This window comes from Vreelandella arcis (genome assembly GCF_900103865.1).
GTDB classification, from domain to species: Bacteria; Pseudomonadota; Gammaproteobacteria; order Pseudomonadales; family Halomonadaceae; genus Vreelandella; species Vreelandella arcis.
Map to the genome: position 1 here is coordinate 202,909 of NZ_FNII01000007.1, position 20,810 is coordinate 223,718.

Genomic DNA, 20,810 nt, shown 5'->3' on the forward strand with positions numbered 1-20,810 from the left:
ACAAAGATGTTTAAGCTGAAAGTCCCATCCGTCCTATACTGAGACGCCGAGGTAGCGCCCTAGCGTTGCCTCGTCGGACATCGACTCGCCGTCGACAGTCTCATGAACAATCTTGCCCTCTGACATGAAGTAGGCGCGATCAGCCGCCATCACTGCGGCCTTGACGTTCTGTTCTATCAGCAGCACAGCGACACCCTCGCGGCTGAGTTCCTTCAGACTCAGCGCTACATCCTCGACCACTGCTGGCGCCAGGCCTTCCGTCGGTTCATCAAGTATCAGGCAGCCCGGGTTAGTGACCAGGGCGCGGCCAATGGCCAGCATTGAGCGCTCCCCCCCGGAAATTTGGTCGCCATAGGCCCTGCGGCGTTGGCCCAGCGAGGGAAACAACTCGAACACCCGGCTGGCCGACCACTGCTGCCCAGTGGGGCCCTTACGAGCATTTAATTGCAGGTGCTCGTCGACGCTGAGAGACGGAAAAAGGCGCCTCCCCTGGGGCACGTAGCCGACCCCCAGGTGGGCGATTCGGTGTGGTGGCAAGCCCAGCACCTGCTGTCCGAGCAGCTTTACCGAGCCACTTGCCTGAGGGGGGGCGAGCCCCATCAGCGCCCTCGCCAGGGTGGTTTTGCCTACACCGTTGCGGCCCATGATCGCCACGCATTCCTTGCCGACGCCGAAGTTGAGGTTCTGCAATGCCTGACCTAGGCCGTAGTGAGCTTTGAGGTTTTCAACGTCTATTATCATTTCAGTCATTGGCACGCCCCAGGTAGATGTCACGTACGCCCTGGTGGGCGGCAATCTCGTCAGGGCTGCCTTCGGCGAACATTTCTCCCTGGTGCAGAACGGAAATGCAGTCGCTGAGAGCCAGCACCATCTCCATGTCGTGTTCGATCATCAGTAGAGTCACCTCGCGGGGGAGTTCGTGCAGAATGTCCTGCAGCACCTGGCGCTCGGCATGGGAGAGTCCGGCCGCAGGTTCGTCGAGTAGCAGTAGCCGCGGCTTCTGGGCCATGACCATGGCAAGCTCCAACTGGCGCAGGGTGCCATACGACAGGTTGGCCACCGTTTCGTCGAGCACGGCCGTGAGGCCCAGCTGGTCGGCCGTCGTCATCAGGTCGCCGTCCAGTCGAGATTGCCAAGGCTGCCACAATGAAGGCAATCGACCGTCTCCCCGGGCTAGCGCCAGGTTTTCCCTGACCGTGACCGAGGGCACAAGCGTTGACACCTGATAGGTGCGACCGAGCCCTTTAAGAGTGCGCTGGATGACCGAATCTCGGGTGATATTGTCGCCAAAGAAGCCGATCGACCCGCGGTCGGGCTTGAGCTCGCCGGCGATCATATTGAACAGCGTGGTCTTGCCGGCGCCGTTGACGCCGATCAGCCCACGCCGCTCACCGGATTCCACTCGCAGATGAACGTCACTGGCCACCAACAGCGAGCCGAATGACTTGGCCAGGCCAGCGACCTCCAGCGCTGGCGCAGAGCTCGTAGCAGGTTGTGTCTCAGTCATAGTAGGGATCCGAACAGTCACTCGGAGGGAAGTCACGGCTGTCGGGCTCACCGGCCAGGTACTCCTCGGCCTCGAAGGGGCCGAACTGGCTGACATTTTCGTAGGTTCTGATCGGCACATTGACCAGTCGACCGTCGACCTCCTGAACTTCATTGATATAGATGTTCTGTACTGGGTTGCCGTACTCATCAAGGTGGAAAGGGCCGCGCGGCGCATCCGGCATCTCGGTCTCACGCAGCGCAGCGATCACCTCGTCACGGTCACCGCCGTTGGCGCTATCGAAGGCACTCACGGCCATCTTGAAGGCCACGTAGCCGTGCTCGGCGGGCGCCAGCGGCATGACCTCGTCGCCATGCATAGCCCAGAAGGCGTCGCGGAAGGAGAGGAAGCTATCGCTCTCCAGGCCTTCGGCATACTGAAGCGCCGAGAGGCCACCGATGGCCTGATCGCCCATCTCTGGCAGGTTACCTACGGCGAAGAAATTGGAGCCGCCGAGCAGTGGCATACGCGCGTCGATGCCAAAGTCATGGTACTGCTGGAAGAACGCCAGGCCGTCACTGCCCGCGCCGTTGTAGAGCACTGCATCACCGTCCGGCAGGGTCGCTAGTATCGAGCTGTAATCGGAGGTGCCGGTGGGGTGCCAAATTCGCTCGACGGATTCGCCGCCGGCTCGACAGAACGTCTTCATGAAGCCGCCTGCCTGGTTATAGGGGAAGGAATAGTCTTGCCCAACCATGACAATTCGTTTGTAACCGAGCTCCTTGGCCACGTACTCGCCGAAGGCGAACATCGGCTGTGCCCCAGTCCAACCGGCACGCACTACGTTCTCTGCGCGGTCGCGCATAGTGATGTCTTCGGGAGCCGAGTAGGAAATCACCGTCGGCATCCCTGAGCCCTTGGCCCATTCAAGGCCGGCCAGGCCGGTACCGCCCAGCACCGGGCCCACCACCAAATCGATGTCATCCCGCGACTCCATAGCGCGCAGCCGATCCACGGTGGTCTCGGCATCGCCCTGAGAGTCGTAGAACTCGACTTCGATATTGAGCGCCTCCAGCTGGTCGGCAAGCTCCTCCTGGGCAAGCTCTACGCCCATGCGCTGCTGCTCGCCGAAGAAGGAGAACACCCCGGTGGTGGGTCCGATCACGCCGATGCGCAGGGTGTCGTCGGCCTGCAGATGGGCGGCGGCACCTACCGCCAGGGCGGATACGCTGCTTACGATGAGTGTCTTGGTGTACTTCATGACTATTCTCCTCGGGTTGTTGTTGTTACTGAAGCCTGAGGCTTCGACTTGCGCTTGAAGCGCTGCTCAAGCACTTCTGCCAGCCCGCGCGGCATCAGCAGAATCGAGAGCAGCAGAACCAGACCGATCACCATCATGTGTCGGTCGGTGTACTGGGCTACCAGGGTTTCCAGGGTGATCAGGATAGCCACCCCAATCGCGGGGCCGAGCAGGCTGCGATAGCCGCCTAGAACCGCAGCGGTCAGCACCCATACGGCGTGGCCGAGCCCCAATGGTGACGGCGACATGATGCCCATGTCGTAGACTAGAAAGACGCCCGCCACGCCAGCGATGGCACCCGCCAGCACGAAGGCACTGAAGCGGGCCAGGGCGACGGGATGACCCAGTGCGCGCATGCGCTGTTCATTCTCCTGTATGCCCAGCAGCAGTAGCCCGAAGGGCGAGCGATAGAGTCGCCACATGGCAAGGAAGATCGCTACCGTCACCGTGGTGACCATCACATAAAAGATCCGGGTGTCGTTGAGGTCGACACCGCCATAGACCGGCATGCGCACCCCGGCGATGCCGTTGTAGCCGCCGGTGACATCGACCCATTGAAACGACAGCGCCCAGACCATCTGCCCCAGGGCCAGGGTCAGCATCAGGAAACTCACCTTGCGTGAGCGTACGGTCAGCAAGCCGAAGATCACCGCGCTGAACGTGGTCAACAGGAGTGCCAGCAGCACCACCAGCGGAAAGGGCAAGCCGTAGCGCACGCCAAGAATGGCGACGGTATAGCCGCTGATACCGGCGAAGGTGGTTTGGCAGAGCGAGAACCAGCCCAGCCGACCGGCCAGCAGCGAGAAACTCAGCGCCGCGAGGGCGTAGATCATCGCCCGGTTGGCCTGGGCCACCGCATAGTTGCCCATCAGCAGCGGCCACGCGACAAGCGCGGCAACAATCGCGAGAATAAGCAGGTGTTCGCGTTTCATGCAGCCCTCCCGAATAAACCCTGGGGGCGGAAGACCAGAATCAGTGTCATTGGCAAGAACAGGAAGAACAGCGCGAACTGAGGCAGATAGCCGGTAGCGAAGCTCGATACCATGCCGGTGATCAGCGCGCCTACCGCCGCCCCTTTCAGCGAGCCCATGCCGCCGATGATGATCACCACCAGCGAGAGCATCAGCACCCGAACGTCCAGGCCCTGGGTCAACGACATGTAGGACGTGCCGATTACCCCGGCGATGCCGGCCAGAAAACTTGCCACGGCGAAAACGCCACCAAACAGCAGCGGCACGTTGATGCCCTGAGACATGGCGGTTTCGCGATCGTCGACGCCGGCGCGAATGGCGGCGCCGAGACGGGTATAGGTCATCACCAGCCACAGCAGGATGCCGAGCAACAGGGCAAAGACCATAATCAGTACCCGGAAGTAGGGGTACATCATCACGCCGAGATCCACCGGTGCGCGCAGTTCGCGAGACAATGGCAGGCTCACTGGTTGCCCGCCGTAGACCACCAGCAGGGCGTCGGCGATGATCAGCCCCACGGCGATAGTCATCAGCGCTTCTGAGAGATCCAGGCCGCGTACCCGCTGTAGCAGGAAGCGCTCCATCAGCAGCCCGCCGACCAGGGCGATGCAGCCCCCGGCCAGCAGTCCCAGCGTCAGGCTGCCAGTGTCGTTGATTACCTGCACCCCGACATAACCGCCAAGCAGATAGAAAGCACCATGGGCCAGATTGACTACCCGCATCAGCCCGAAGGCCAGGGTCAGGCCGCTGGCCATGATGAATAGCAGCGCCGCCATGGTCAGACCGTTAAGGGTCAGAAAGTAGAGGGTGTTCATTGCCACACCTCCGTGTCGTTGTCGAAGCCCATGGCAACTCAGCCCCGCTGAATATTCTTGAAGGCCCGCGTCTGCTCGGTCAGGGCACGTTCGGTGGGCAAGCGTTCCATGCTTGAAGCACCATAGAAACCGTGGCAGCCGGGGCAACGCGCGAGCACGTATTCGGCATCCTCGGGGTCGGCAATCGGGCCACCATGGCAGAGCACGATGATGTCGTTGCGAACCTCTTGGGCAGCCGCTGCCCATTCGTTAATCGAAGCCACGCAGTCATCCAGGCTCATGGCGGTCTCAGCACCAATGCTGCCGCCGGTAGTGAGGCCCATATGGCAGACGATAATGTCCGCTCCGGCGTCGGTCATGGCGCGTGCGTCATCGGTGCTAAACACATAAGGTGTAGTGAGTAGCCCCTCCTCGCGCGCCTGGCGGATCATCTCCACTTCGAGCGCATAGCTCATGCCGGTCTCTTCCAAGTTGGCGCGGAAATTACCGTCAATCAGCCCCACGGTGGGAAAATTTTGCACCCCGGCGAACCCCATCGCCTTGAGCTCGGCCAGGAAGGGCTCCATGAACACGAATGGATCGGTGCCGCAGACGCCTGCCAGTACGGGAGTCTTCTGGGTAACCGGCAGCACCTCGCGGGCCATTTCTTTGACGATCTCATTGGCATTGCCATAGGGCATGATCCCGGCCAGGGAGCCGCGTCCGGCCATTCGGTAGCGACCGGAGTTGTAGATCACGATCAGGTCGATGCCGCCAGCTTCCTCGCATTTTGCCGACAGGCCAGTGCCGGCACCGCCGCCGACGATGGGTTCGCCTCGCGCCACCATGGCCTGGAAGTGCGTCATCAGTTCTTGTTTATTCCACTTTTTCAATGTTCTCTCCTCGCATCTAGCGTCATGATGTCGCGAAAGTGTTCGACCAGCAGTGCGGCGAAGGCCGGGTCGTTGATGTGATGGGGGCTGCGGATCAGCTGCCGTTGTGGGGTTTGCTCAACGGTCTGCTCTAACGCCTCGAACAGCGCGGCATCGGCCTCAGGGTCGTGGAAGGGCTGGCCCGGGGCGTCCAGCGCCGAGACGCCGCCTTCGGGAAGCAGGAAGCGAACCGGCCCACGGCTGCGATTGAGTTTCTCGCCGATCCAGCGGCCCATGCGCGCATTCTCCTCAGCTGTGGTGCGCATCAGCGTAATCTGCGGGTTGTGCTCGTAGAGCAGGCGCTGACGATAGGCCTCTGGCAAGGTGTCTGGTGCGCCGAAGTTGACCATGTCCAGCGCTCCCACCGAGCCGACGTAGGGCAGTTCAGTGCGGGCGATGACATCGAGGCGTTGCTCGCCGGCGCTGAACACGCCACCCATCATCAAATCGCAGATTTCAGTGGTGGTGACATCCAGCAAGCCTTCGATCATGCCGCTATCGGCGAGCTTCTCCAGCGAGCGCCCGCCGGTGCCAGTGGCGTGGAACACCAGGCAGTCATAGTCGTCACCGAGGCTGGCGCACAGCTGATTCACGCAGTCGGTGGTGACGCCAAACATGCTCATGCCAATGGCCGGTTTGTCTTCGGTGACATCGGGTACCTGGTTCTCCAACATACCTGCCAGCGCATGGGCGGCATTGCCCAGCACCCGCCGCGAGATGCGGTTGAGGCCAGCGACGTCGGTCACTGAGTAGAGCATGGCGATATCGCTGGGGCCGACGTAGGGTGCAACGTTGCCGGAGGCGATAGTCGAGACCAGCAGCTTGGGTACGCCGATATCCAGCTCTCGCAATGCCGGGGCAATTAGAGCGGTGCCGCCGGAGCCGCCGATGCCGAGCACTCCGCCGAGATCGTTGCGTGTGGGCAGCCAGCAGCGCAGCGCCTCGGCCATGGCGGCCACTGCGCGGCCACGGTCGTTGACGAATACTGCGGCAGCGCCATCGGGGTGGCAGGCCGCGATCTCAGCGGCACTTACATCGGCGGCGCCCTGGTCGTCTCCTTGGGTGCCCACATCGACGATGCGGCTGTGCACGCCAGCGGCCTGCAAGCGCTCGCGCAGGTAGAGCAGCTCGGTAGCCTTGGTATCGCAGGTGCCGATCAGATAAGCGATGGGTTGCATGGTGTGCCTCCTAGCGTCCGACCTCGGCAGCCCCTTCAAAGGCCAGCCGGAAGGTGTCAGTGACGCGCTGGATCACGTCGTCACGTTCGGCATCGTCGACCTCGAACTCTGCCCACCATTCTCCGAAGCAGTTGCCGCTGGTGGTAATCGGCTTCAAGCGCATCTCCGACACATAACCGCGCACCGGCAGCGCCGGGGCCTCGAGGATGCGGTAGCAGCACAGGTGCTCACGGTCAGAAAGTGACAGCAACTCCTCGCGGATGGCGTTGCCGTCATGGTCGTGGAAGTGTCGCACGCAGCCCACTTGGTCGGCTGGCTTGCCGTCCTCGATATAGCTCTTGGCGAAGAAGGGGTGGTAGTTAGGCAAGCCGTTGAAGTTGCGCAGTACGCGCCAGGCTTGCTCCAGGCTGATTGGCATCACGGCACTGACGTATACCCGGGTCATGGTGATCTCCTCTTCGTTGTTATTTTGGCGTAGTGATGGTGCCGAACATCATGAAATGGCTTTGAACTGGCGGATCTGTTCGGTGAGCGCGATTTCAGTTGGCAGACGCTCCATGCTCGAGGCGCCGTAGAAGCCATGGCAAAGCCGACTTTTGCGCATCACATAGGCGGCATCCTCGGGAGTGGCAATGGGCCCGCCGTGGCACAGCACCAGCACGTCGTCGCGAACCTCACGGGCGGCCGCCGCCCATTCGTCGATCAGCGCGACCGACTCGTCGAGGGTCTTGCCCGAGGTGGCGCCAATGGTGCCGCCTACCGTGACGCCCATGTGCGCGACGATGATGTCGGCACCCGCCTGGGTCATGGCCACCGCTTCTTCGGCGGAAAACACATAGGGCGTGGTCAGCATGTCCATTTCGTGTGCCAGGCGGATCATCTCCACCTCGTCGGCGTAGTTGATACCAGTTTCTTCCAGGCTGATGCGGAAGGTGCCGTCGATCAGGCCTACGGTGGGAAAGTTCTGAACCCCGGCGAAGCCCAGATCCTTCAGCTCGCGCAGCAGCTTAGGCATGATCACGAAGGGGTCGGTGCCGTTGACCCCGGCCAGTACCGGTGTGTGCTTGACCACCGGCAAGACCTCCAGGGCCATTTCCTGAACGATCTGGTTGGCGTTGCCATAGGCAAGCAGGCCGGCGGAAGAGGCGCGCCCCGCCATGCGGTAGCGCCCAGAGTTATAGATTACGATCAGGTCGATGCCGCCGGCCTCCTCACATTTGGCAGAGATGCCAGTGCCGGCACCGCCGCCAATGATCGGCTGGCCGCGATCGACCATCTCGCGGAAGTGGTTCATCAGGTTGGCTCTATCAAGGTGGCTCATGGTGATTCCCTTTAGTGATGTGAGATCAGGTTCAGTGATGGGCACGCGTGCGGCGGCCAGCGGGTTGGCGGAGTGGTGCAATACGCCGCCGATTCAACAGTCTGCTCAGCTCGCCTACCACGCCCTGGCGGAAAGTAAGCACACAGGCCATGAACACCACGCCGATGATCACCGTGACCCAGGCACCGAACGGATCCAGGTAGTGATTGAGAGCAGCGACAATGGCCGCGCCGACGGCGGGCCCAAACACGGTGTTCATGCCGCCCAGCAGGGTCATCAGGATGACGTCACCGGAGGTGTGCCAGTGCACGTCGTAGAGCGCCGCGAGTTGGAAGATGATGGCTTTCAGCGAGCCGGCGATGCCGGATAGTCCTGCGGAGAGGCTGAAAACCAGTACCTTGTAGCGCGCCACCGGGTAACCCAGAGAAATGGCTCTTGGTTCGTGTTCGCGGATCGCCCGCAATACGTGGCCAAAAGGCGAGTTGACGGTACGCCATACGACCCACAGCCCGCCGCCTACGATGCCCACTACCACGTAATACAGGGCGGTATCATTATTGAGGTCGAGTACACCAAGGAAGGTGCCGCGTGGAATTCGCTGTAGCCCGTCCTCCGCACCGGCGAAAGGCGCCTGCAGGAAAAAGAAGAACACCAACTGCGACATTGCTAAGGTGATCATGGCCAGATAGATGCCGCTGCGGCGAATTGCCAACGCGCCGATGACCGCGCCCAGCAGCGCCGCCACCAAGCCACCGGCGAGAATGCCAAGCTCGGTCGGTAGGCCATAAGTCTTGACCAAATGGCCGGTCACATAGGCGCCAGTGCCAAAGAAGGCAGCATGCCCGAAGGATAGTATCCCGGTATGCCCCAGCAGCAGGTTGAAGGCGCAGGCGAACAGCACGAAACAGAGCGCCTTCATGACAAAGACGATGTAGACCACTTGAGGAAAGAAAGGCACCGCCAGCAGTGCCAGTAAGCCGACGGCCAGCAACGGCCAAGTCAGGTAGCGCAGTTGCATGGCTAGCCCTCCTCTCGGCCGAATAGGCCAGCTGGACGCAGCAGCAGCACCAGCACCATGACCAGGAACACGATGGTTGAGGAAAACTCCGAATAAAACACCCGGGTGAACCCCTCTACCACGCCCAGTCCCAGGCCGGTGACAATGGCACCCATGATTGAGCCCAGACCGCCAATAACCACGACGGCAAAGATGATGATCACCAGGCTCGATCCCATTGAAGGATTAACGTGAAAGATCGGTGCGGCGAGGACGCCAGCAAACCCCGCAAGACCTACACCAACGCCATAGGTGAGCGTCACCAGTCGAGGAACGTTAATGCCGAAGGCCTGTGTCAACTCAGCACGCTCGGTGGCCGCGCGCAGGCTAGCGCCCAGCGCGGTGCGCTCGATCACAAACCAGGTCACCAAGCAGATCAACAGCGCGGCGACGATCACGAAACCGCGATACACCGGCAGATACATGAAACCTAGATTAATGGCGCCTTGTAGCGCCTCTGGAGTGGCAAAGGGCTGGCCGGAAGAACCGAAGGCAACCCGGAATCCGCCTTCCAGCACCAGCACCAGGCTAAAGGTCAGCAGCAAGCCGTAAATCGGGTCGAGTCCATACAGCCGGCGCAGGAACAACCACTCGAACAACATGCCGAACAGTGCCACCGCCAGCGGGGCCACGAGCAGGGTCGTCCAGTAGTTGGCGCCAAGGTGCTGGGCCAGCAGGAAGGCGGTGAAGGCCCCTAGCATGAAAAAGGCACCATGGGCGAAATTAACGATCTTGAGCACGCCGAAGATGATCGCCAGGCCGAGGCTCATGACGGCATAGAAGGAGCCGTTGACGATACCCAGCATGAGTTGCCCCATCAGGGCCTGAATAGGTATACCGAAGACATCCATAATTGACTGCTCGCTAGGCAAACGAAGGAGTTAAGTCTCGAAAACACCACTGCCCAGGCCGCCCTAGGCAGTGGTCGCAATCACTCGTCGTTATCGAGCAGGTGGCAGGTGCTGTCTTCCAACGGCTGGAAGGCCTCTTCACCGGGGATGGTGGTGACCAGGCGCAGATAGTCGTAGTCGTACTCGGACTCATCGGGTGCCTTGACTTCCCACAGGTACTGGTCGTGAACCATCCGGCCATTCGGGCGGATGTGGCCGCCTTTGGCGAAGAAGTCGTTGATTTCCAATTCGCGCATCTGCTTGGAAACGGCATCCGGGTCATCGCTGCCGGCGGCCTCTATAGCGTTGAGGTAGTGCATGGTGGAGGAATAGTTACCGGCCTGTGCCATGTTGGGCATACGTCCGGTGCGCTCGTAGAAGCGCTCTGAGAACTCACGTGTCTCCTCGTTGGCATCCCAGTAGAAGGCATTGGTCAGCAGCAGACCCTGGGCGGTCTCCAGGCCGAGGCTTTCAATGTCGTCGTACCACAGCAGCAGCGCGGCCGGACGTTGATCTGGTGAAACACCAAACTCGGATAGCGCATTGATAGCGTTGATGGCATCGGCGCCAGTGGAGGCAATGCCGATGATCTCAGCCCCCGAGGCTTGGGCCTGCAAGGCATAGGACGAGAAGTCGGTAGTATTCAACGGATGGCGAGCGGCACCCAGCACTTCGCCACCAGCTTCACGCACTACTTCTGAGACCTGCTCTTCCAAGCCAACGCCGAAAGCAAAATCAACGGTCAGGAAAAACCAGGTGTCGCCACCGTCCTCGACGATCGACTTGCCGGTGCCGTGGGCCAGCGAGTGGGCATCGTAGGTATAGTGGGTCACGTAGGGCGAGCAGTACTCGTTGGTTAGCCCAATATTGGAAGACGAGTTGACGATGGCATGGCGCTGGCGTTCATCAGCGACCGCGGCCACCGCCAAGGCGACCCCGGAATTGGACAGGTCATTGATCATGTCGACCCCTTCGCTGTCGTACCATTCCCGGGCGCGGCTGGCACCGGTATCGGCGCGATTGCGATGATCACCGTAGGTGACTTCAATAGGCACGCCACCGACCTCGCCGCCGAAATCTTCGACCGCCATGCGTACCGCCTCGACCGCCGCTTCGCCCGAGAGATCTGTATAGATACCGGACATATCGGTCAGCACGCCGATTCGCACTACGTCGTCGGAAAAACCATTGCTTGCCATGGCACTGCAAGCGGTACCCATGGCAAGTGCTGCGGACGATAAAGCGATGGCTTTGATGGGGGACTTGGCTGACATATTAATCTCCTATGCTCGTTTAGAGCTGTTGTTATAGTTGGAGTTGTAAGAACGCTTTGTTATGTGTTGTCGAGTGTTGCTGTTATAAGTAAGGGCTAAAAAGAGTGATTCCGCCATGTCGTCAGAACACGACTACCTGTCTGAAACCCACATTGTGGGCGACGATACTCAACAATGGATCGTGCGCGTAGACGATTGCCAAGCGCTGCGCGAACGACATATCTCCCACGTTGGCGTGGGGGATGCCGCTGTGCCCTATCGCATTGTGCGTACACGGCTCAGCGGTGCTTATATTCACGGCTCGTTGGGCGGCGAGGGGCGCATGCTGCTCGATGGAGGCTGGTGCACCATGCGCCGTAACATGACGTCCTTCGCTCCGGCGCATGGTCTGCACGCCTTTCATGCCGTGCCGGGCAGTCGTTGGCAATACTGCTGGGTGCGCTATCTGCCCAGTGCGCCGCGCTCGGTGGTGGGTACCATCGCGCCGATCATGCAACACTTCGACCCCGAGCCGTTGAAACACGCCATTCTGGGGCTCTACAGCGAGGTGTTTAGCGGTCAGGGCGATGCTGCCAGCTGCGCGATGTGGGGCGATACCATCGAGCGCTATATCGCGCGCTTCGCCGATCCCTGGCGTCGCGATACGCGTATCGTCGCGGTGTTTGACGCGGTGATTCCCACCTTGGAAAAGCACTGGACCATCGAGGAAATGGCCGAGATTGCCCACGTCAGTAGCGAGCATCTGCGCCGTATTAGCCGCAAGGTATTCGGCCGTAGCCCCATGCAGCAGTTGACCCAACTGCGCATGCAGCACGCTGCCCACCTATTGGCTACCAGCAGCCTGCCGGTGGAAGAGATTGCCGTGCGGGTCGGCTACCAGAGCCCGTTCGCTTTCTCCAAAACCTTCAAGCGTATGAAAGGCGTCTCGCCGTCGCACTTTCGCCATCATTCTCGTGAATAACACTAGGTTAGATGGCAGCTTAAACGCCGAGGCGAGCCAGTAAGGCATCGGCGTTCTGCTCGATGCTTTCCCGGTCATACCGGTCGACCACCTGGCCATGGTCGACCAGATAATGATGATCGGCCACTGACATCGCAAAGCGCAGGTTCTGCTCCACCAGCAGGATGGTATAACCCTGTGCTTTGAGGTGAAGAATAGTGTCGCCAATTTGCTCGACGATCGCCGGGGCCAGGCCCTCGGTGGGCTCATCGAGCAGCAGTAGCCGAGCGCCGGTGCGCAGGATGCGGCCAATCGCCAACATCTGCTGCTCACCGCCGGAGAGTTTGGAGCCGGGGCTGTGCAAACGTTCGCGTAGGTTGGGAAACAGCTCAAGAATTTGGTCGGTGGTAAGACCGTTTGAATTGATGCGCCGTGGCAGTTCAATGTTTTCTCGCACGTCCAGAGTGGCGTAGATGCCCCGATCCTCGGGGCAGAACGCCACGCCCTGGCGGGCAATCTGGAAGGGGCGTTGGGTGATAGTCTCAACGCCCTGCACGGTAATGCTGCCCTGGCGGCGTGGCACGATGCCCATTATCGACTTCAGAGTGGTGGATTTACCGGCACCATTGCGCCCCAGTAAGGTCACTACCTGGCCTTCGGGCACATCAAAATCAATACCGTGGAGCACGTGACTCTCGCCATACCAGGCGTTAAGGCCTTGAATACTAAGCATCGGTGATGCGTATTGTTCGAGGGCTTGCTCAGCCATGGGTAGCCCCTCCGATATAGGATTCGATGACCCGTGGATCGTTGGACACCGTGGCGTAGTCGCCTTCCACCAGTACCTCGCCGCGTGCTAGTACGGTGATGCGGTCGCACAGCTCAGCCACCACGCCAAGGTTATGTTCCACCATCAATACGGTGCGTCCGGCGGCAACGCGGCGAATTAAGTCAGCTGTCCGGCTGACGTCTTCGGTGCCCATCCCAGCGAGGGGTTCGTCAAGCAGCATCACTTGTGGGTCCAGCGCCAGGGTGGTGGCAAGTTCTAACGCGCGCTTGCGACCATAGGGTAGTTCTGCGGCGGGGGTGTCAATCGCATCGCTTAGGCCAACATCGTCGAGTAGTTGCTCAGCTCGCTGGCGCTGGTGGTCGAGGCGTCGATGCGAGGCCCAGAAGTCGTAAGACTCACCGCGCTGGCGCTGCAGGGCCAGTTTGACGTTCTCCAGTGCTGTTAGTCGGCCGAACACTGCCGAGATCTGGAACGAGCGCACCAGGCCCAGGCGGGCGATCTGATCCGATTTAAGAGAAGTGATATCGCGTCCCTTGAACAGGATGCGGCCGCTGGTGGGGCGCAAAAACTTGGTGAGTAGATTGAAGCAGGTGGTTTTGCCAGCGCCGTTGGCGCCGATCATGGCGTGAATAGTGCCTGGCAGCACCTGAAGTGATATGTCGTTGACCGCCCTGAACCCTTTGAAGCTTTTGGTCAGGCCGGTGGTCTCGATAATAGCCTCTGGCATCGCAGGCTTCTCCGTTTTTTTATCGTTATTGGTGCGTATCAGCAACCCGGCAGCATTACCGAGCCGTATTGCCGAGCTATTCAGTTATGGTGCATCAATACACTGAATGCCATGACCACAGCGCACGACAGGCTATCTGAAACCCACATTGATACTACCAGGTTGATTACTGATTAAGTTTTAACTTATTGAAAAATAGGCTGATTTTAACAAGCACTTGGCTGTAAGCAGACGCCGATATAATTGATTCAAGAAGCGGGCTAGGCTGTTGGGTATAGACTGGGTGGAGTAAAGGGGCAGAGGATCATTTGGAGGGATAAATACGCGATGGGCAAAGCAAGGGTAATGCCTAGTTAAGCCAACAGAAACACAACACCCGGCCGTGGCCGGGTGCGATCGAGCGTGAAGCCGTGATTAGTCGACAAGCTCCAGTAGGCGGTCGGGATAGTTGGTAAACAAACCGTTGGCGCCCATGTCCATCAAACGCTCCATTTCTTCGGTTTCGTTGATGGTATAAACATGCACCGGCAGGCCGTTTTCCTGTGCCTGACTGATAAAGTCGGCGTCAATGACCTGCCGACCGTCATAAATATAGTTGGTGCCAATGCCCACGGCGTAGTCGGCGACTGCCTGGAAGTCTTCATCGGTAATCTCAGAGGGCCCCGGCGTTACGTCCGTCCATTCCACCAGTTTCGAATTGTCTTCTTCGCTGGGGTAGTACCACACTAGCTGGATCAGCGGCACGTCGTCGTTAAGTTCCTGCACTTTCAACAGGCTATCCTGCTCGAAGGACTGCACCAGGACGCGACCGTTCTCGATCATGTCGTGCTCTTCCAGCTTTTCCACCAGGGCTTCTTCCAGGCCCGGGTTTAGCTGCGGCGACTTGGTCTCGATGTAGTAGCGGGCATCGTGACCAAAGTGCTCGAACAGCTCATCCAGGGTGAGCATCTGCGCCCCAGCAAAGTCATCGCTGGCGCTATCGGGGTTTGCCTCGTTGAACCAGGTGCCGGTATCCAGCGCTTTCAACTCTTCCAGGGTGTAGTCGTTGATCGCGCCTTCGCCGTCACTGGTGCGGTCGATGGTGTCATCATGAAACACCACCACTTCACCATCGGACGATAGCTGGGCGTCCAGCTCCAGGTAATCGACGTTCCACTCATGGGCCATCTCAAAGGCCGCCATGGTGCTCTCCGGCGCGTGGCCGCTGGCGCCCCGGTGGGCGATGACTTGAAATTCTTCAAGATCTTTTAGCTGCTGCTCCAGTGGTGACATCTCTGCCAGCGCAGTAGTGCTGGCAGCACCAGCGAAAAGACCCAGTGACATTGCTGTGAATAGAGAATGACGTTGCATGGTAACTCCTTTATTTGAATGTCCGTTTAATAACCCTACCCGGTTTGAGAGGGTATTCCAAATGACGAACAGACAGCATAGTCGTGGGTGAGCCGGTTAGCGCACTTACTTGGCTTATATTGTGAGCCTTTAGTGCTCTAGGCGATCCTGCAACTGCTAGTCTTGTGATGTTGTTAAGTCATCTAATCTACTGAGCAAATTGATATTCATTATGAGCAAAAATCCCCGTTGGCCAGCTACCATCACTTACTTTGTTGTTGCGCTTTTGATCGGCGTGGGGCTGGGTAGCGTGGTGCAAACACAGTTTAATCTTGCCGCGTTGCAAGCCATGGGCGTTGAGATACCGATTGAGGTGAGGTTGACCACAACGTTGCAAGACTTGGCTAACTTCGCGCCGCTTTATGCGGTGCTGTTCTCGGTGGGTTTTGTGGTATCGCAAACGGCGGCGGTGCTGCTTTCCCGCTGGCTTGGGGGCAGGTTTCAAGCGATGTTATGCACAGGCGGTGCGGTCGTGGGGCTGTGGGCGACGCTATGGCTGGTCAATACCTTGGCTCCACCACCTACCTTGATTGCTGCTACGCGCGGCATCGCCGGGCTTGCCGCCATGCTGGCAACGGCAGGGATAGCAGGCTGGTTGTTTGCGCGGCTGCGCCAGCGGGCCGCAAACGCTAAACGCCCGCGCGGGTTTTCCGGCATGGCGGTTGTGCTGGGCGTTGGGTGCCTGGCCGCCGCGCCGGCTGTCGTTACCCAGCCAGCGCAGGCCCAGGAAGCACAGGCCGAACGCGCTTATCAAGTCGATGCCCTCGCCGAGGGGCTGGAGCATCCCTGGTCGCTGGCCTTTCTGCCGGACGGGCGCATGCTGATCACCGAACGCCCCGGGCGGCTGCGGCTGTTAAGCGCCGAAGGCGACACGCTTGAGGCATCGCTCGGCGGCGTGCCCGAGGTGTTTGCCTCGGGCCAGGCGGGGCTTTTCGATGTGCTGCTCTCGCCCCAGTTTGAGGACGACCGGCAGCTGTATCTCAGCTATGCCTGCGGCAGCATTGACGCCAATCATACCTGCCTGGCGAAAGGCACGCTGGCGGACAACGGCCTGGAAGACGTCAGCGAAATCTTTCGCGCCCAGCCCGCCAAGCAGGGCGCTGCCCACTTCGGCGGGCGTTTGGCCTGGCTGCCGGACGACACCCTGATTCTTACCCTGGGCGATGGCTTTGACTACCGCGAACAGGCGCAACAGCTGGAAAGCCACATCGGCAGTATTATGCGCCTGAACCCCGACGGCAGCGTGCCGGATGACAACCCCTTTGTGGATCGCGACGACGCCCGGCCGGAAATCTACAGCTACGGCCACCGCAATGTTCAGGGGCTGGTCTTTGACGCCGACAATCAACGGCTGATCGCCCACGAACACGGCCCGCGCGGCGGCGATGAAATCAATATCATCGAAGCGGGCAATAACTACGGCTGGCCAATCGCCACCGGCGGTGTGGATTACACTGGCGCCCTGGTCACGCCATTCGAGGAGTACCCCGGCACTGAGCCGCCGCGACTGGAGTGGACGCCTTCCATTGCGCCCTCGGGCATGGCGCGCTACACCGGTGATCTGTTTCCAGCGTGGCAGGGCGACCTGCTCGTTGGCGCGCTGGTCAATAAAGAGGTTCGCCGCGTGCGCCTCTCGAGCGATGGCACCGCCGAGGACGTAGAAGGTCTGTTTGGGGAACTGGAAGAACGCATTCGGGATGTACGCGTAGGCCCGGACGGGGCGGTTTATCTACTCACCGATAGCGCTGATGGCAGGGTGCTGCGGGTAACGCCTGCCGAATAGGTAACCGCAGGCGTTATCCGTCCGAGTTCTATATTTTTGCCGGGGAGGCTAGTCTCTGCTGATCCTCCCACCCGTCGGCGAAATATACCTTCGCTTGTGAGGGGGGAAGGAGCTCCCGGCCCAGGATATGATCCGCCGCCTTTTCGGCGATCATGATCGTGGGGGCGTTGATATTGCCATTGGTGACCGTCGGCATGATGGACGAATCCACGACGCGCAGATGGTTCACGCCGCGCACACGGCACTCCGTGTCCACCACCGCCATGTCATCTTCCCCCATGCGGCACGTACCGCAGGGGTGGTAGGCGGTCTCGGCGGTTTTGGCGAGCCAATCGTCGATTTCGTCATCGGTCTGCACGTTCTTTCCCGGAGAGACTTCTTCGCCGCGGAAGGGATCGAAAGCGGATTGCTCGAAGAGCTCGCGGGTAAGGCGTAACCCGTCCCGGTAGGCCTGTTTGTCGGCTTCCTCGGCAAGATAATTGAACAGCATCCGAGGTGGGTCGGCCGGGTCTGCGGAACGCAGCCAGACACGGCCACGGCTTTGGGGTTTGTTGTGGCCCAGGTGCGCCTGGAAGCCGTGCCCCTTAACCGCGCTGGAGCCGTCATAGGCAATGGCGCCAGCGAGAAAATGATACTGCAGGTCAGGCCACTTCAGACCGGCCCGGCTGCGGATATAGCCGTTGGATTCGAACTGGTTGCTCGCTCCCAGCCCTGTTTTGGTGAGTAGCCACCGGGCACCGATCCAGCCCTGGGCGACGGGGTTAAGCCAGCCGTTGAGCGTGATCTTTTGCGTGCAGCGCCGCTGAACCCAGACTTCGAGATGGTCCTGGAGGTTCTCGCCGACACCGGGCAGATCCTGCACCACGTCAATACCGTGCTCACGCAGTTGCGCCGCCGGGCCGATGCCGGAGAGCATCAGCAGCTTAGGCGAGTTGAAGGCACTGGCCGAGACGATGACTTCCTTACGCGCGCGAACCCGCACTGTCTGGTCGCGTTGCTGATACTCCACGCCGACAGCGGTCTGGCCGTCCATGATCACGCGTTGGGTCAACGCATGCATTTCCAGGTGGAGGTTGTCGCGCTTGAGCGCGGGCTTGAGGTACGCATTCGCTGTCGATGCGCGCACGCCGTTGCGTACGGTCATGTCCATGCGGCAGAAACCTTCCTGACGGTAGCCATTGTAGTCATCGGTCTTGCCGTAACCTGCCTGTTCCCCCGCTTCGATAAACGCGCGGTAAAGCGGGTTGCGCATATTGTTGCCGTTGGAAATACCCACCGGGCCGCCGGTACTTCGGTAGTCATCGGCACCGTAGATGCAGTCCTCGGCCCGTTTGAAATAGGGCAAGACATCGGCGTAGCTCCAGCCTCGTGCGCCGAGCTCGGCCCATTCATCGAAATCGCCTGCGCAGCCGCGAACATACGCCATGCCGTTGATCGACGAGGAGCCGCCGATCACCTTACCCCGCGCCTGATGGAGAGAGCGGTGGTTCAGCCCAGGCTCCTCTTCGGTGTACAGGCCCCAGTCGAAGCGCGGCTTATTCAGTGGAATGGAAAAGGCGATTGGCATCTGGATAAAAACGGAATTGTCCTTGCCACCGTATTCCAGTACCAATACCTGATGATCACCGTCTTCGCTCAACCGGTCTGCCAGCACGGAGCCGGCTGAGCCGGCACCCACGATGACGTAATCGAATTCCCGATCGAAGTCTTGTGCGCTCATGGTCTGCTCCCTGCTTGGGTTTATTCACTGCTGCGGTTGTGCTGACCAGGCATGGAGACATCACCTGGCGCATCCCGGCACCGCTGCAGATAGACCAGATGACGTTCGTACTGGTCGAGGATGTCCTCAACGATCTGGGCCTGGGTATAGTCCATGAGGTCATAGCCCTGTCCACCTTCCTCGAGATGCACCTCAAGCTCGTAACAGGTTGTGTGCTCGGCATGGGGCCGAATGGCAAAGGCGGGCATGCTCGCTTTACGCGGCCAGACCTGATAGGTGAACACGCCTTCCTCGCTCAAATCTACGTTCAGTTCAAGATGTTGGGAGTCGTCGTCCCAGCCCTTGATATCGGCCTTCAAGCCTTGTTCGTGTAGTTCGTGCTCAATCTGAGCCATGGCTGGTTTCACGGTCTCCTCAAGAAAGCGCATGGCTTGTTTGTAGTTCGGGAAACTCATGGCCCGGCTCAGGCGCTGGCGCCAGGTTGGCGCGGTGGCATCTGTGCCAGCGAAGGCGCCTGCCGGGGCTAGTCGTGGGCTTTGCCGTTTGAGCGACTCCGTCTTCAGAGCCTTATAAAGCCCCACCATGATGAAGAAGAGCACTATCGAGAATGGCAGCCCCATGATCACCACTGTACTCTGAAGTGCAGTCAAGCCGCCCGCCATAAGCAGGGCCAAGGTGAGCAGGCCGATAATAGACGCCCAAAGAATGCGCATCCAGATCGGTGCATCATGGTTGACGTCGGTAAGAATGGAGGTGAAGTTTGACAGCACCAACGCACCCGAATCCCCCGAGGTAACGAAGAACACGAGCGCCAGGATGGAGACGACAATGGTGGTGATCCCCGCCAGCGGCAAACTTTCCATGAATAGATAGATGGAGGATGCCGGATTGTTCATGGCCTGTTCGCCGAAGGACTCAGCGCCATTCATGACCATTTCGATGGCGCTGTTACCCATGAGCGACATCCACACCATCATAAAGGTCATGGGTAGAATGAGCGTGCCCAGGGTGAATTCGCGGATGGTACGCCCACGCGAAATACGCGCCAGGAAAAGCCCCACGAAAGGCCCCCAGGCAATCCACCAGGCCCAGAAGAAGAGGGTCCAGCCATTGAGCCAGTCGGTGGGCTGATCATAGGCGTAAGTGTTGAACGACATGTCGATAAAATTAGTGAAGTAATCGCCAATGTTCATTACCAGCGCATTCAACAGAAATATGGTGGGGCCTGCGATCAATACGAAGATAACCAGGCAGGCAGCGAGCAGCATGTTGAATTCCGACAGGCGGCGGATGCCTTTTTCCACACCGCTCACCGCCGACAAGGTGGCGAATACCACAATCAGCACGACCAGAACCGCCTGCACCCAGGTGCTATCGGGCAGGCCGAACATGGTACTCAGACCATAGTTTAGCTGGATGACCCCGATGCCCAGGCTAGTGGCAATACCGAAGACCGTGCCCAGCACCGCGGCAATGTCCACCACGTGGCCGATAGGGCCGTGAATTCCCTTGCCGAAAATGGGGTACAGCGCAGAGCGAATGGTCAGCGGCAACTGGTGTCGGTAACTGAAGTAGGCAAGAGACATACCCACCAGGGTATAGATGCCCCAGCCGGAAATCCCCCAGTGCAGAAAGGTCAGCTCCATAGCGTGGCGGGCTGCTTCCACCGTGCTGCCTTCACCCTGGGGCGGCGCCAGAAACTGCGTGACCGGTTCCGCGATGCAGAAGAACAGCAGATCAATGCCGATACCTGCGGAAAAAAGCATGGAGGCCCAGGAGATGATGTTGAATTCCGGTTTTGAATGGTCGGGACCAAGCCGAATATCCCCAAAGCGAGAGGCGGCGATAATGATGACGAACGCCAGATAGGCCACTACGGTGAGAAAGTAATACCAGCCGAAGGTATTTGAAACCCATCCCAATACGCTGTTGATCGCGCCTTCCGCCTGATCAGTGAAGAACATAGTCCAGAGCGCAAAAATCACGATCCCAATAGCTGAACCGAAAAATACGGTTGGGTTTAGCCGGTCGCGGGTTTCTTCTTCTGGCGCCTGCTTGTCCATGGTAAAGCCTCCTTATTATCGGTGGTTGCCCGTGGTCGCCGTCAGTTCGCCATGCTCAGATTGGTTGATTCACATCATCTAAAGTAATTTCGATAGAGAGACGTCTGCAGTGACGTATGCAGTATAGGAAACCCTAAGCCTTTGCTTTCCACGCTAGTCAACGGGTAAATCACCTGTATCTGCCTTTTCCGGGGA

19 protein-coding genes are annotated in these 20,810 nt (G+C 59.6%); 2 read left to right on the forward strand and 17 right to left on the reverse strand.

Annotation, left to right across the window (positions count from 1 at the left end; all coding sequences use genetic code 11):
* Positions 1–33: 33 nt before the first annotated feature.
* From BLR97_RS10390 to BLR97_RS10445, 12 genes are all read right to left on the reverse strand, one after another.
* A complete protein-coding gene (locus BLR97_RS10390; protein ID WP_089705968.1) occupies positions 34–750 on the reverse strand; it encodes an ABC transporter ATP-binding protein in 717 nt (238 codons plus the stop codon).
* Positions 743–1,507, reverse strand: coding sequence for an ABC transporter ATP-binding protein (locus BLR97_RS10395; protein WP_211605105.1), 765 nt, complete (start codon positions 1,505–1,507; stop codon positions 743–745). The genes BLR97_RS10390 and BLR97_RS10395 overlap by 8 nt, the downstream gene beginning before the upstream one ends.
* Positions 1,500–2,747 (reverse strand): ABC transporter substrate-binding protein, encoded by a 1,248-nt coding sequence (locus BLR97_RS10400; RefSeq protein ID WP_089705971.1) that lies wholly within the window; start codon positions 2,745–2,747, stop codon positions 1,500–1,502. Before BLR97_RS10400 ends, BLR97_RS10395 begins: the two co-directional genes overlap by 8 nt.
* A 2-nt stretch (positions 2,748–2,749) precedes the next feature.
* Entirely contained in the window at positions 2,750–3,718 is a 969-nt protein-coding gene (locus BLR97_RS10405) for a branched-chain amino acid ABC transporter permease (protein ID WP_089705974.1), read from the reverse strand.
* The gene (locus BLR97_RS10410) at positions 3,715–4,572 is read right to left on the reverse strand and encodes a branched-chain amino acid ABC transporter permease (RefSeq protein ID WP_089705977.1); all 858 of its coding nucleotides are present in this window, start codon (positions 4,570–4,572) and stop codon (positions 3,715–3,717) included. The genes BLR97_RS10405 and BLR97_RS10410 overlap by 4 nt, the downstream gene beginning before the upstream one ends.
* A gap of 38 nt (positions 4,573–4,610) precedes the next feature.
* Positions 4,611–5,444 carry a phosphoenolpyruvate hydrolase family protein gene (locus tag BLR97_RS10415; protein WP_211605107.1) on the reverse strand — a complete coding sequence of 278 codons (834 nt, stop codon included), beginning with the start codon at positions 5,442–5,444 and terminating at the stop codon, positions 4,611–4,613.
* Complete coding sequence (locus BLR97_RS10420) at positions 5,441–6,661, reverse strand: Tm-1-like ATP-binding domain-containing protein (protein ID WP_089705980.1); 1,221 nt, start codon at positions 6,659–6,661, stop codon at positions 5,441–5,443. The genes BLR97_RS10415 and BLR97_RS10420 overlap by 4 nt, the downstream gene beginning before the upstream one ends.
* A 10-nt stretch (positions 6,662–6,671) precedes the next feature.
* Complete coding sequence (locus tag BLR97_RS10425) at positions 6,672–7,106, reverse strand: SRPBCC family protein (protein ID WP_089705983.1); 435 nt, start codon at positions 7,104–7,106, stop codon at positions 6,672–6,674.
* A 48-nt stretch (positions 7,107–7,154) separates the two neighbouring features.
* Positions 7,155–7,982, reverse strand: coding sequence for a phosphoenolpyruvate hydrolase family protein (locus BLR97_RS10430; protein ID WP_089705986.1), 828 nt, complete (start codon positions 7,980–7,982; stop codon positions 7,155–7,157).
* Positions 7,983–8,013: 31 nt separating this feature from the next.
* Positions 8,014–9,000 carry a branched-chain amino acid ABC transporter permease gene (locus BLR97_RS10435; protein ID WP_089705989.1) on the reverse strand — a complete coding sequence of 329 codons (987 nt, stop codon included), beginning with the start codon at positions 8,998–9,000 and terminating at the stop codon, positions 8,014–8,016.
* Between the two features lie 2 nt (positions 9,001–9,002).
* The gene (locus BLR97_RS10440; protein WP_089705992.1) at positions 9,003–9,890 is read right to left on the reverse strand and encodes a branched-chain amino acid ABC transporter permease; all 888 of its coding nucleotides are present in this window, start codon (positions 9,888–9,890) and stop codon (positions 9,003–9,005) included.
* An 80-nt stretch (positions 9,891–9,970) separates the two neighbouring features.
* Positions 9,971–11,203, reverse strand: coding sequence for an ABC transporter substrate-binding protein (locus BLR97_RS10445; RefSeq protein WP_089705995.1), 1,233 nt, complete (start codon positions 11,201–11,203; stop codon positions 9,971–9,973).
* A 115-nt stretch (positions 11,204–11,318) separates the two neighbouring features.
* Between BLR97_RS10445 and BLR97_RS10450 the strand changes: the two genes are divergently transcribed.
* Positions 11,319–12,164 (forward strand): helix-turn-helix transcriptional regulator, encoded by an 846-nt coding sequence (locus BLR97_RS10450; protein ID WP_089705997.1) that lies wholly within the window; start codon positions 11,319–11,321, stop codon positions 12,162–12,164.
* A 19-nt stretch (positions 12,165–12,183) separates the two neighbouring features.
* On the opposite strand, the gene BLR97_RS10455 is transcribed toward BLR97_RS10450, so the two are convergent.
* The 3 genes from BLR97_RS10455 to BLR97_RS10465 form a co-directional block, all read right to left on the reverse strand.
* Positions 12,184–12,912: an ABC transporter ATP-binding protein gene (locus BLR97_RS10455; protein ID WP_089706000.1), complete on the reverse strand. Its 729-nt coding sequence runs from the start codon at positions 12,910–12,912 to the stop codon at positions 12,184–12,186.
* The gene (locus tag BLR97_RS10460) at positions 12,905–13,660 is read right to left on the reverse strand and encodes an ABC transporter ATP-binding protein (RefSeq protein ID WP_089706003.1); all 756 of its coding nucleotides are present in this window, start codon (positions 13,658–13,660) and stop codon (positions 12,905–12,907) included. The genes BLR97_RS10455 and BLR97_RS10460 overlap by 8 nt, the downstream gene beginning before the upstream one ends.
* A 414-nt stretch (positions 13,661–14,074) precedes the next feature.
* Complete coding sequence (locus tag BLR97_RS10465) at positions 14,075–15,010, reverse strand: glycerophosphodiester phosphodiesterase family protein (protein ID WP_089706006.1); 936 nt, start codon at positions 15,008–15,010, stop codon at positions 14,075–14,077.
* Positions 15,011–15,221: 211 nt separating this feature from the next.
* On the opposite strand from BLR97_RS10465, the gene BLR97_RS10470 reads away from it, so the two are divergent.
* Positions 15,222–16,832: a PQQ-dependent sugar dehydrogenase gene (locus BLR97_RS10470; protein ID WP_089706009.1), complete on the forward strand. Its 1,611-nt coding sequence runs from the start codon at positions 15,222–15,224 to the stop codon at positions 16,830–16,832.
* Between the two features lie 28 nt (positions 16,833–16,860).
* Here BLR97_RS10470 and betA read toward each other — a convergent pair whose 3' ends face one another.
* Positions 16,861–18,552, reverse strand: coding sequence for a choline dehydrogenase (betA, locus tag BLR97_RS10475; RefSeq protein ID WP_089706013.1), 1,692 nt, complete (start codon positions 18,550–18,552; stop codon positions 16,861–16,863).
* Between the two features lie 20 nt (positions 18,553–18,572).
* Complete coding sequence (betT, locus tag BLR97_RS10480) at positions 18,573–20,615, reverse strand: choline BCCT transporter BetT (RefSeq protein WP_089706016.1); 2,043 nt, start codon at positions 20,613–20,615, stop codon at positions 18,573–18,575.
* Between the last annotated feature and the right edge of the window lie 195 nt (positions 20,616–20,810).

Excerpts from the sequence above, each read along its gene's own strand:
- BLR97_RS10390 (WP_089705968.1), bottom strand. The coding sequence starts at position 750 with ATGACTGAAATGATAATAGACGTTGAAAACCTCAAAGCTCACTACGGC.
- BLR97_RS10395 (WP_211605105.1), bottom strand. The coding sequence starts at position 1,507 with ATGACTGAGACACAACCTGCTACGAGCTCTGCGCCAGCGCTGGAGGTC.
- BLR97_RS10400 (WP_089705971.1), bottom strand. The coding sequence starts at position 2,747 with ATGAAGTACACCAAGACACTCATCGTAAGCAGCGTATCCGCCCTGGCG.
- BLR97_RS10405 (WP_089705974.1), bottom strand. The coding sequence starts at position 3,718 with ATGAAACGCGAACACCTGCTTATTCTCGCGATTGTTGCCGCGCTTGTC.
- BLR97_RS10410 (WP_089705977.1), bottom strand. The coding sequence starts at position 4,572 with ATGAACACCCTCTACTTTCTGACCCTTAACGGTCTGACCATGGCGGCG.
- BLR97_RS10420 (WP_089705980.1), bottom strand. The coding sequence starts at position 6,661 with ATGCAACCCATCGCTTATCTGATCGGCACCTGCGATACCAAGGCTACC.
- BLR97_RS10425 (WP_089705983.1), bottom strand. The coding sequence starts at position 7,106 with ATGACCCGGGTATACGTCAGTGCCGTGATGCCAATCAGCCTGGAGCAA.
- BLR97_RS10430 (WP_089705986.1), bottom strand. The coding sequence starts at position 7,982 with ATGAGCCACCTTGATAGAGCCAACCTGATGAACCACTTCCGCGAGATG.
- BLR97_RS10435 (WP_089705989.1), bottom strand. The coding sequence starts at position 9,000 with ATGCAACTGCGCTACCTGACTTGGCCGTTGCTGGCCGTCGGCTTACTG.
- BLR97_RS10440 (WP_089705992.1), bottom strand. The coding sequence starts at position 9,890 with ATGGATGTCTTCGGTATACCTATTCAGGCCCTGATGGGGCAACTCATG.
- BLR97_RS10445 (WP_089705995.1), bottom strand. The coding sequence starts at position 11,203 with ATGTCAGCCAAGTCCCCCATCAAAGCCATCGCTTTATCGTCCGCAGCA.
- BLR97_RS10450 (WP_089705997.1), top strand. The coding sequence starts at position 11,319 with ATGTCGTCAGAACACGACTACCTGTCTGAAACCCACATTGTGGGCGAC.
- BLR97_RS10455 (WP_089706000.1), bottom strand. The coding sequence starts at position 12,912 with ATGGCTGAGCAAGCCCTCGAACAATACGCATCACCGATGCTTAGTATT.
- BLR97_RS10460 (WP_089706003.1), bottom strand. The coding sequence starts at position 13,660 with ATGCCAGAGGCTATTATCGAGACCACCGGCCTGACCAAAAGCTTCAAA.
- BLR97_RS10465 (WP_089706006.1), bottom strand. The coding sequence starts at position 15,010 with ATGCAACGTCATTCTCTATTCACAGCAATGTCACTGGGTCTTTTCGCT.
- BLR97_RS10470 (WP_089706009.1), top strand. The coding sequence starts at position 15,222 with ATGAGCAAAAATCCCCGTTGGCCAGCTACCATCACTTACTTTGTTGTT.
- betA (WP_089706013.1), bottom strand. The coding sequence starts at position 18,552 with ATGAGCGCACAAGACTTCGATCGGGAATTCGATTACGTCATCGTGGGT.
- betT (WP_089706016.1), bottom strand. The coding sequence starts at position 20,615 with ATGGACAAGCAGGCGCCAGAAGAAGAAACCCGCGACCGGCTAAACCCA.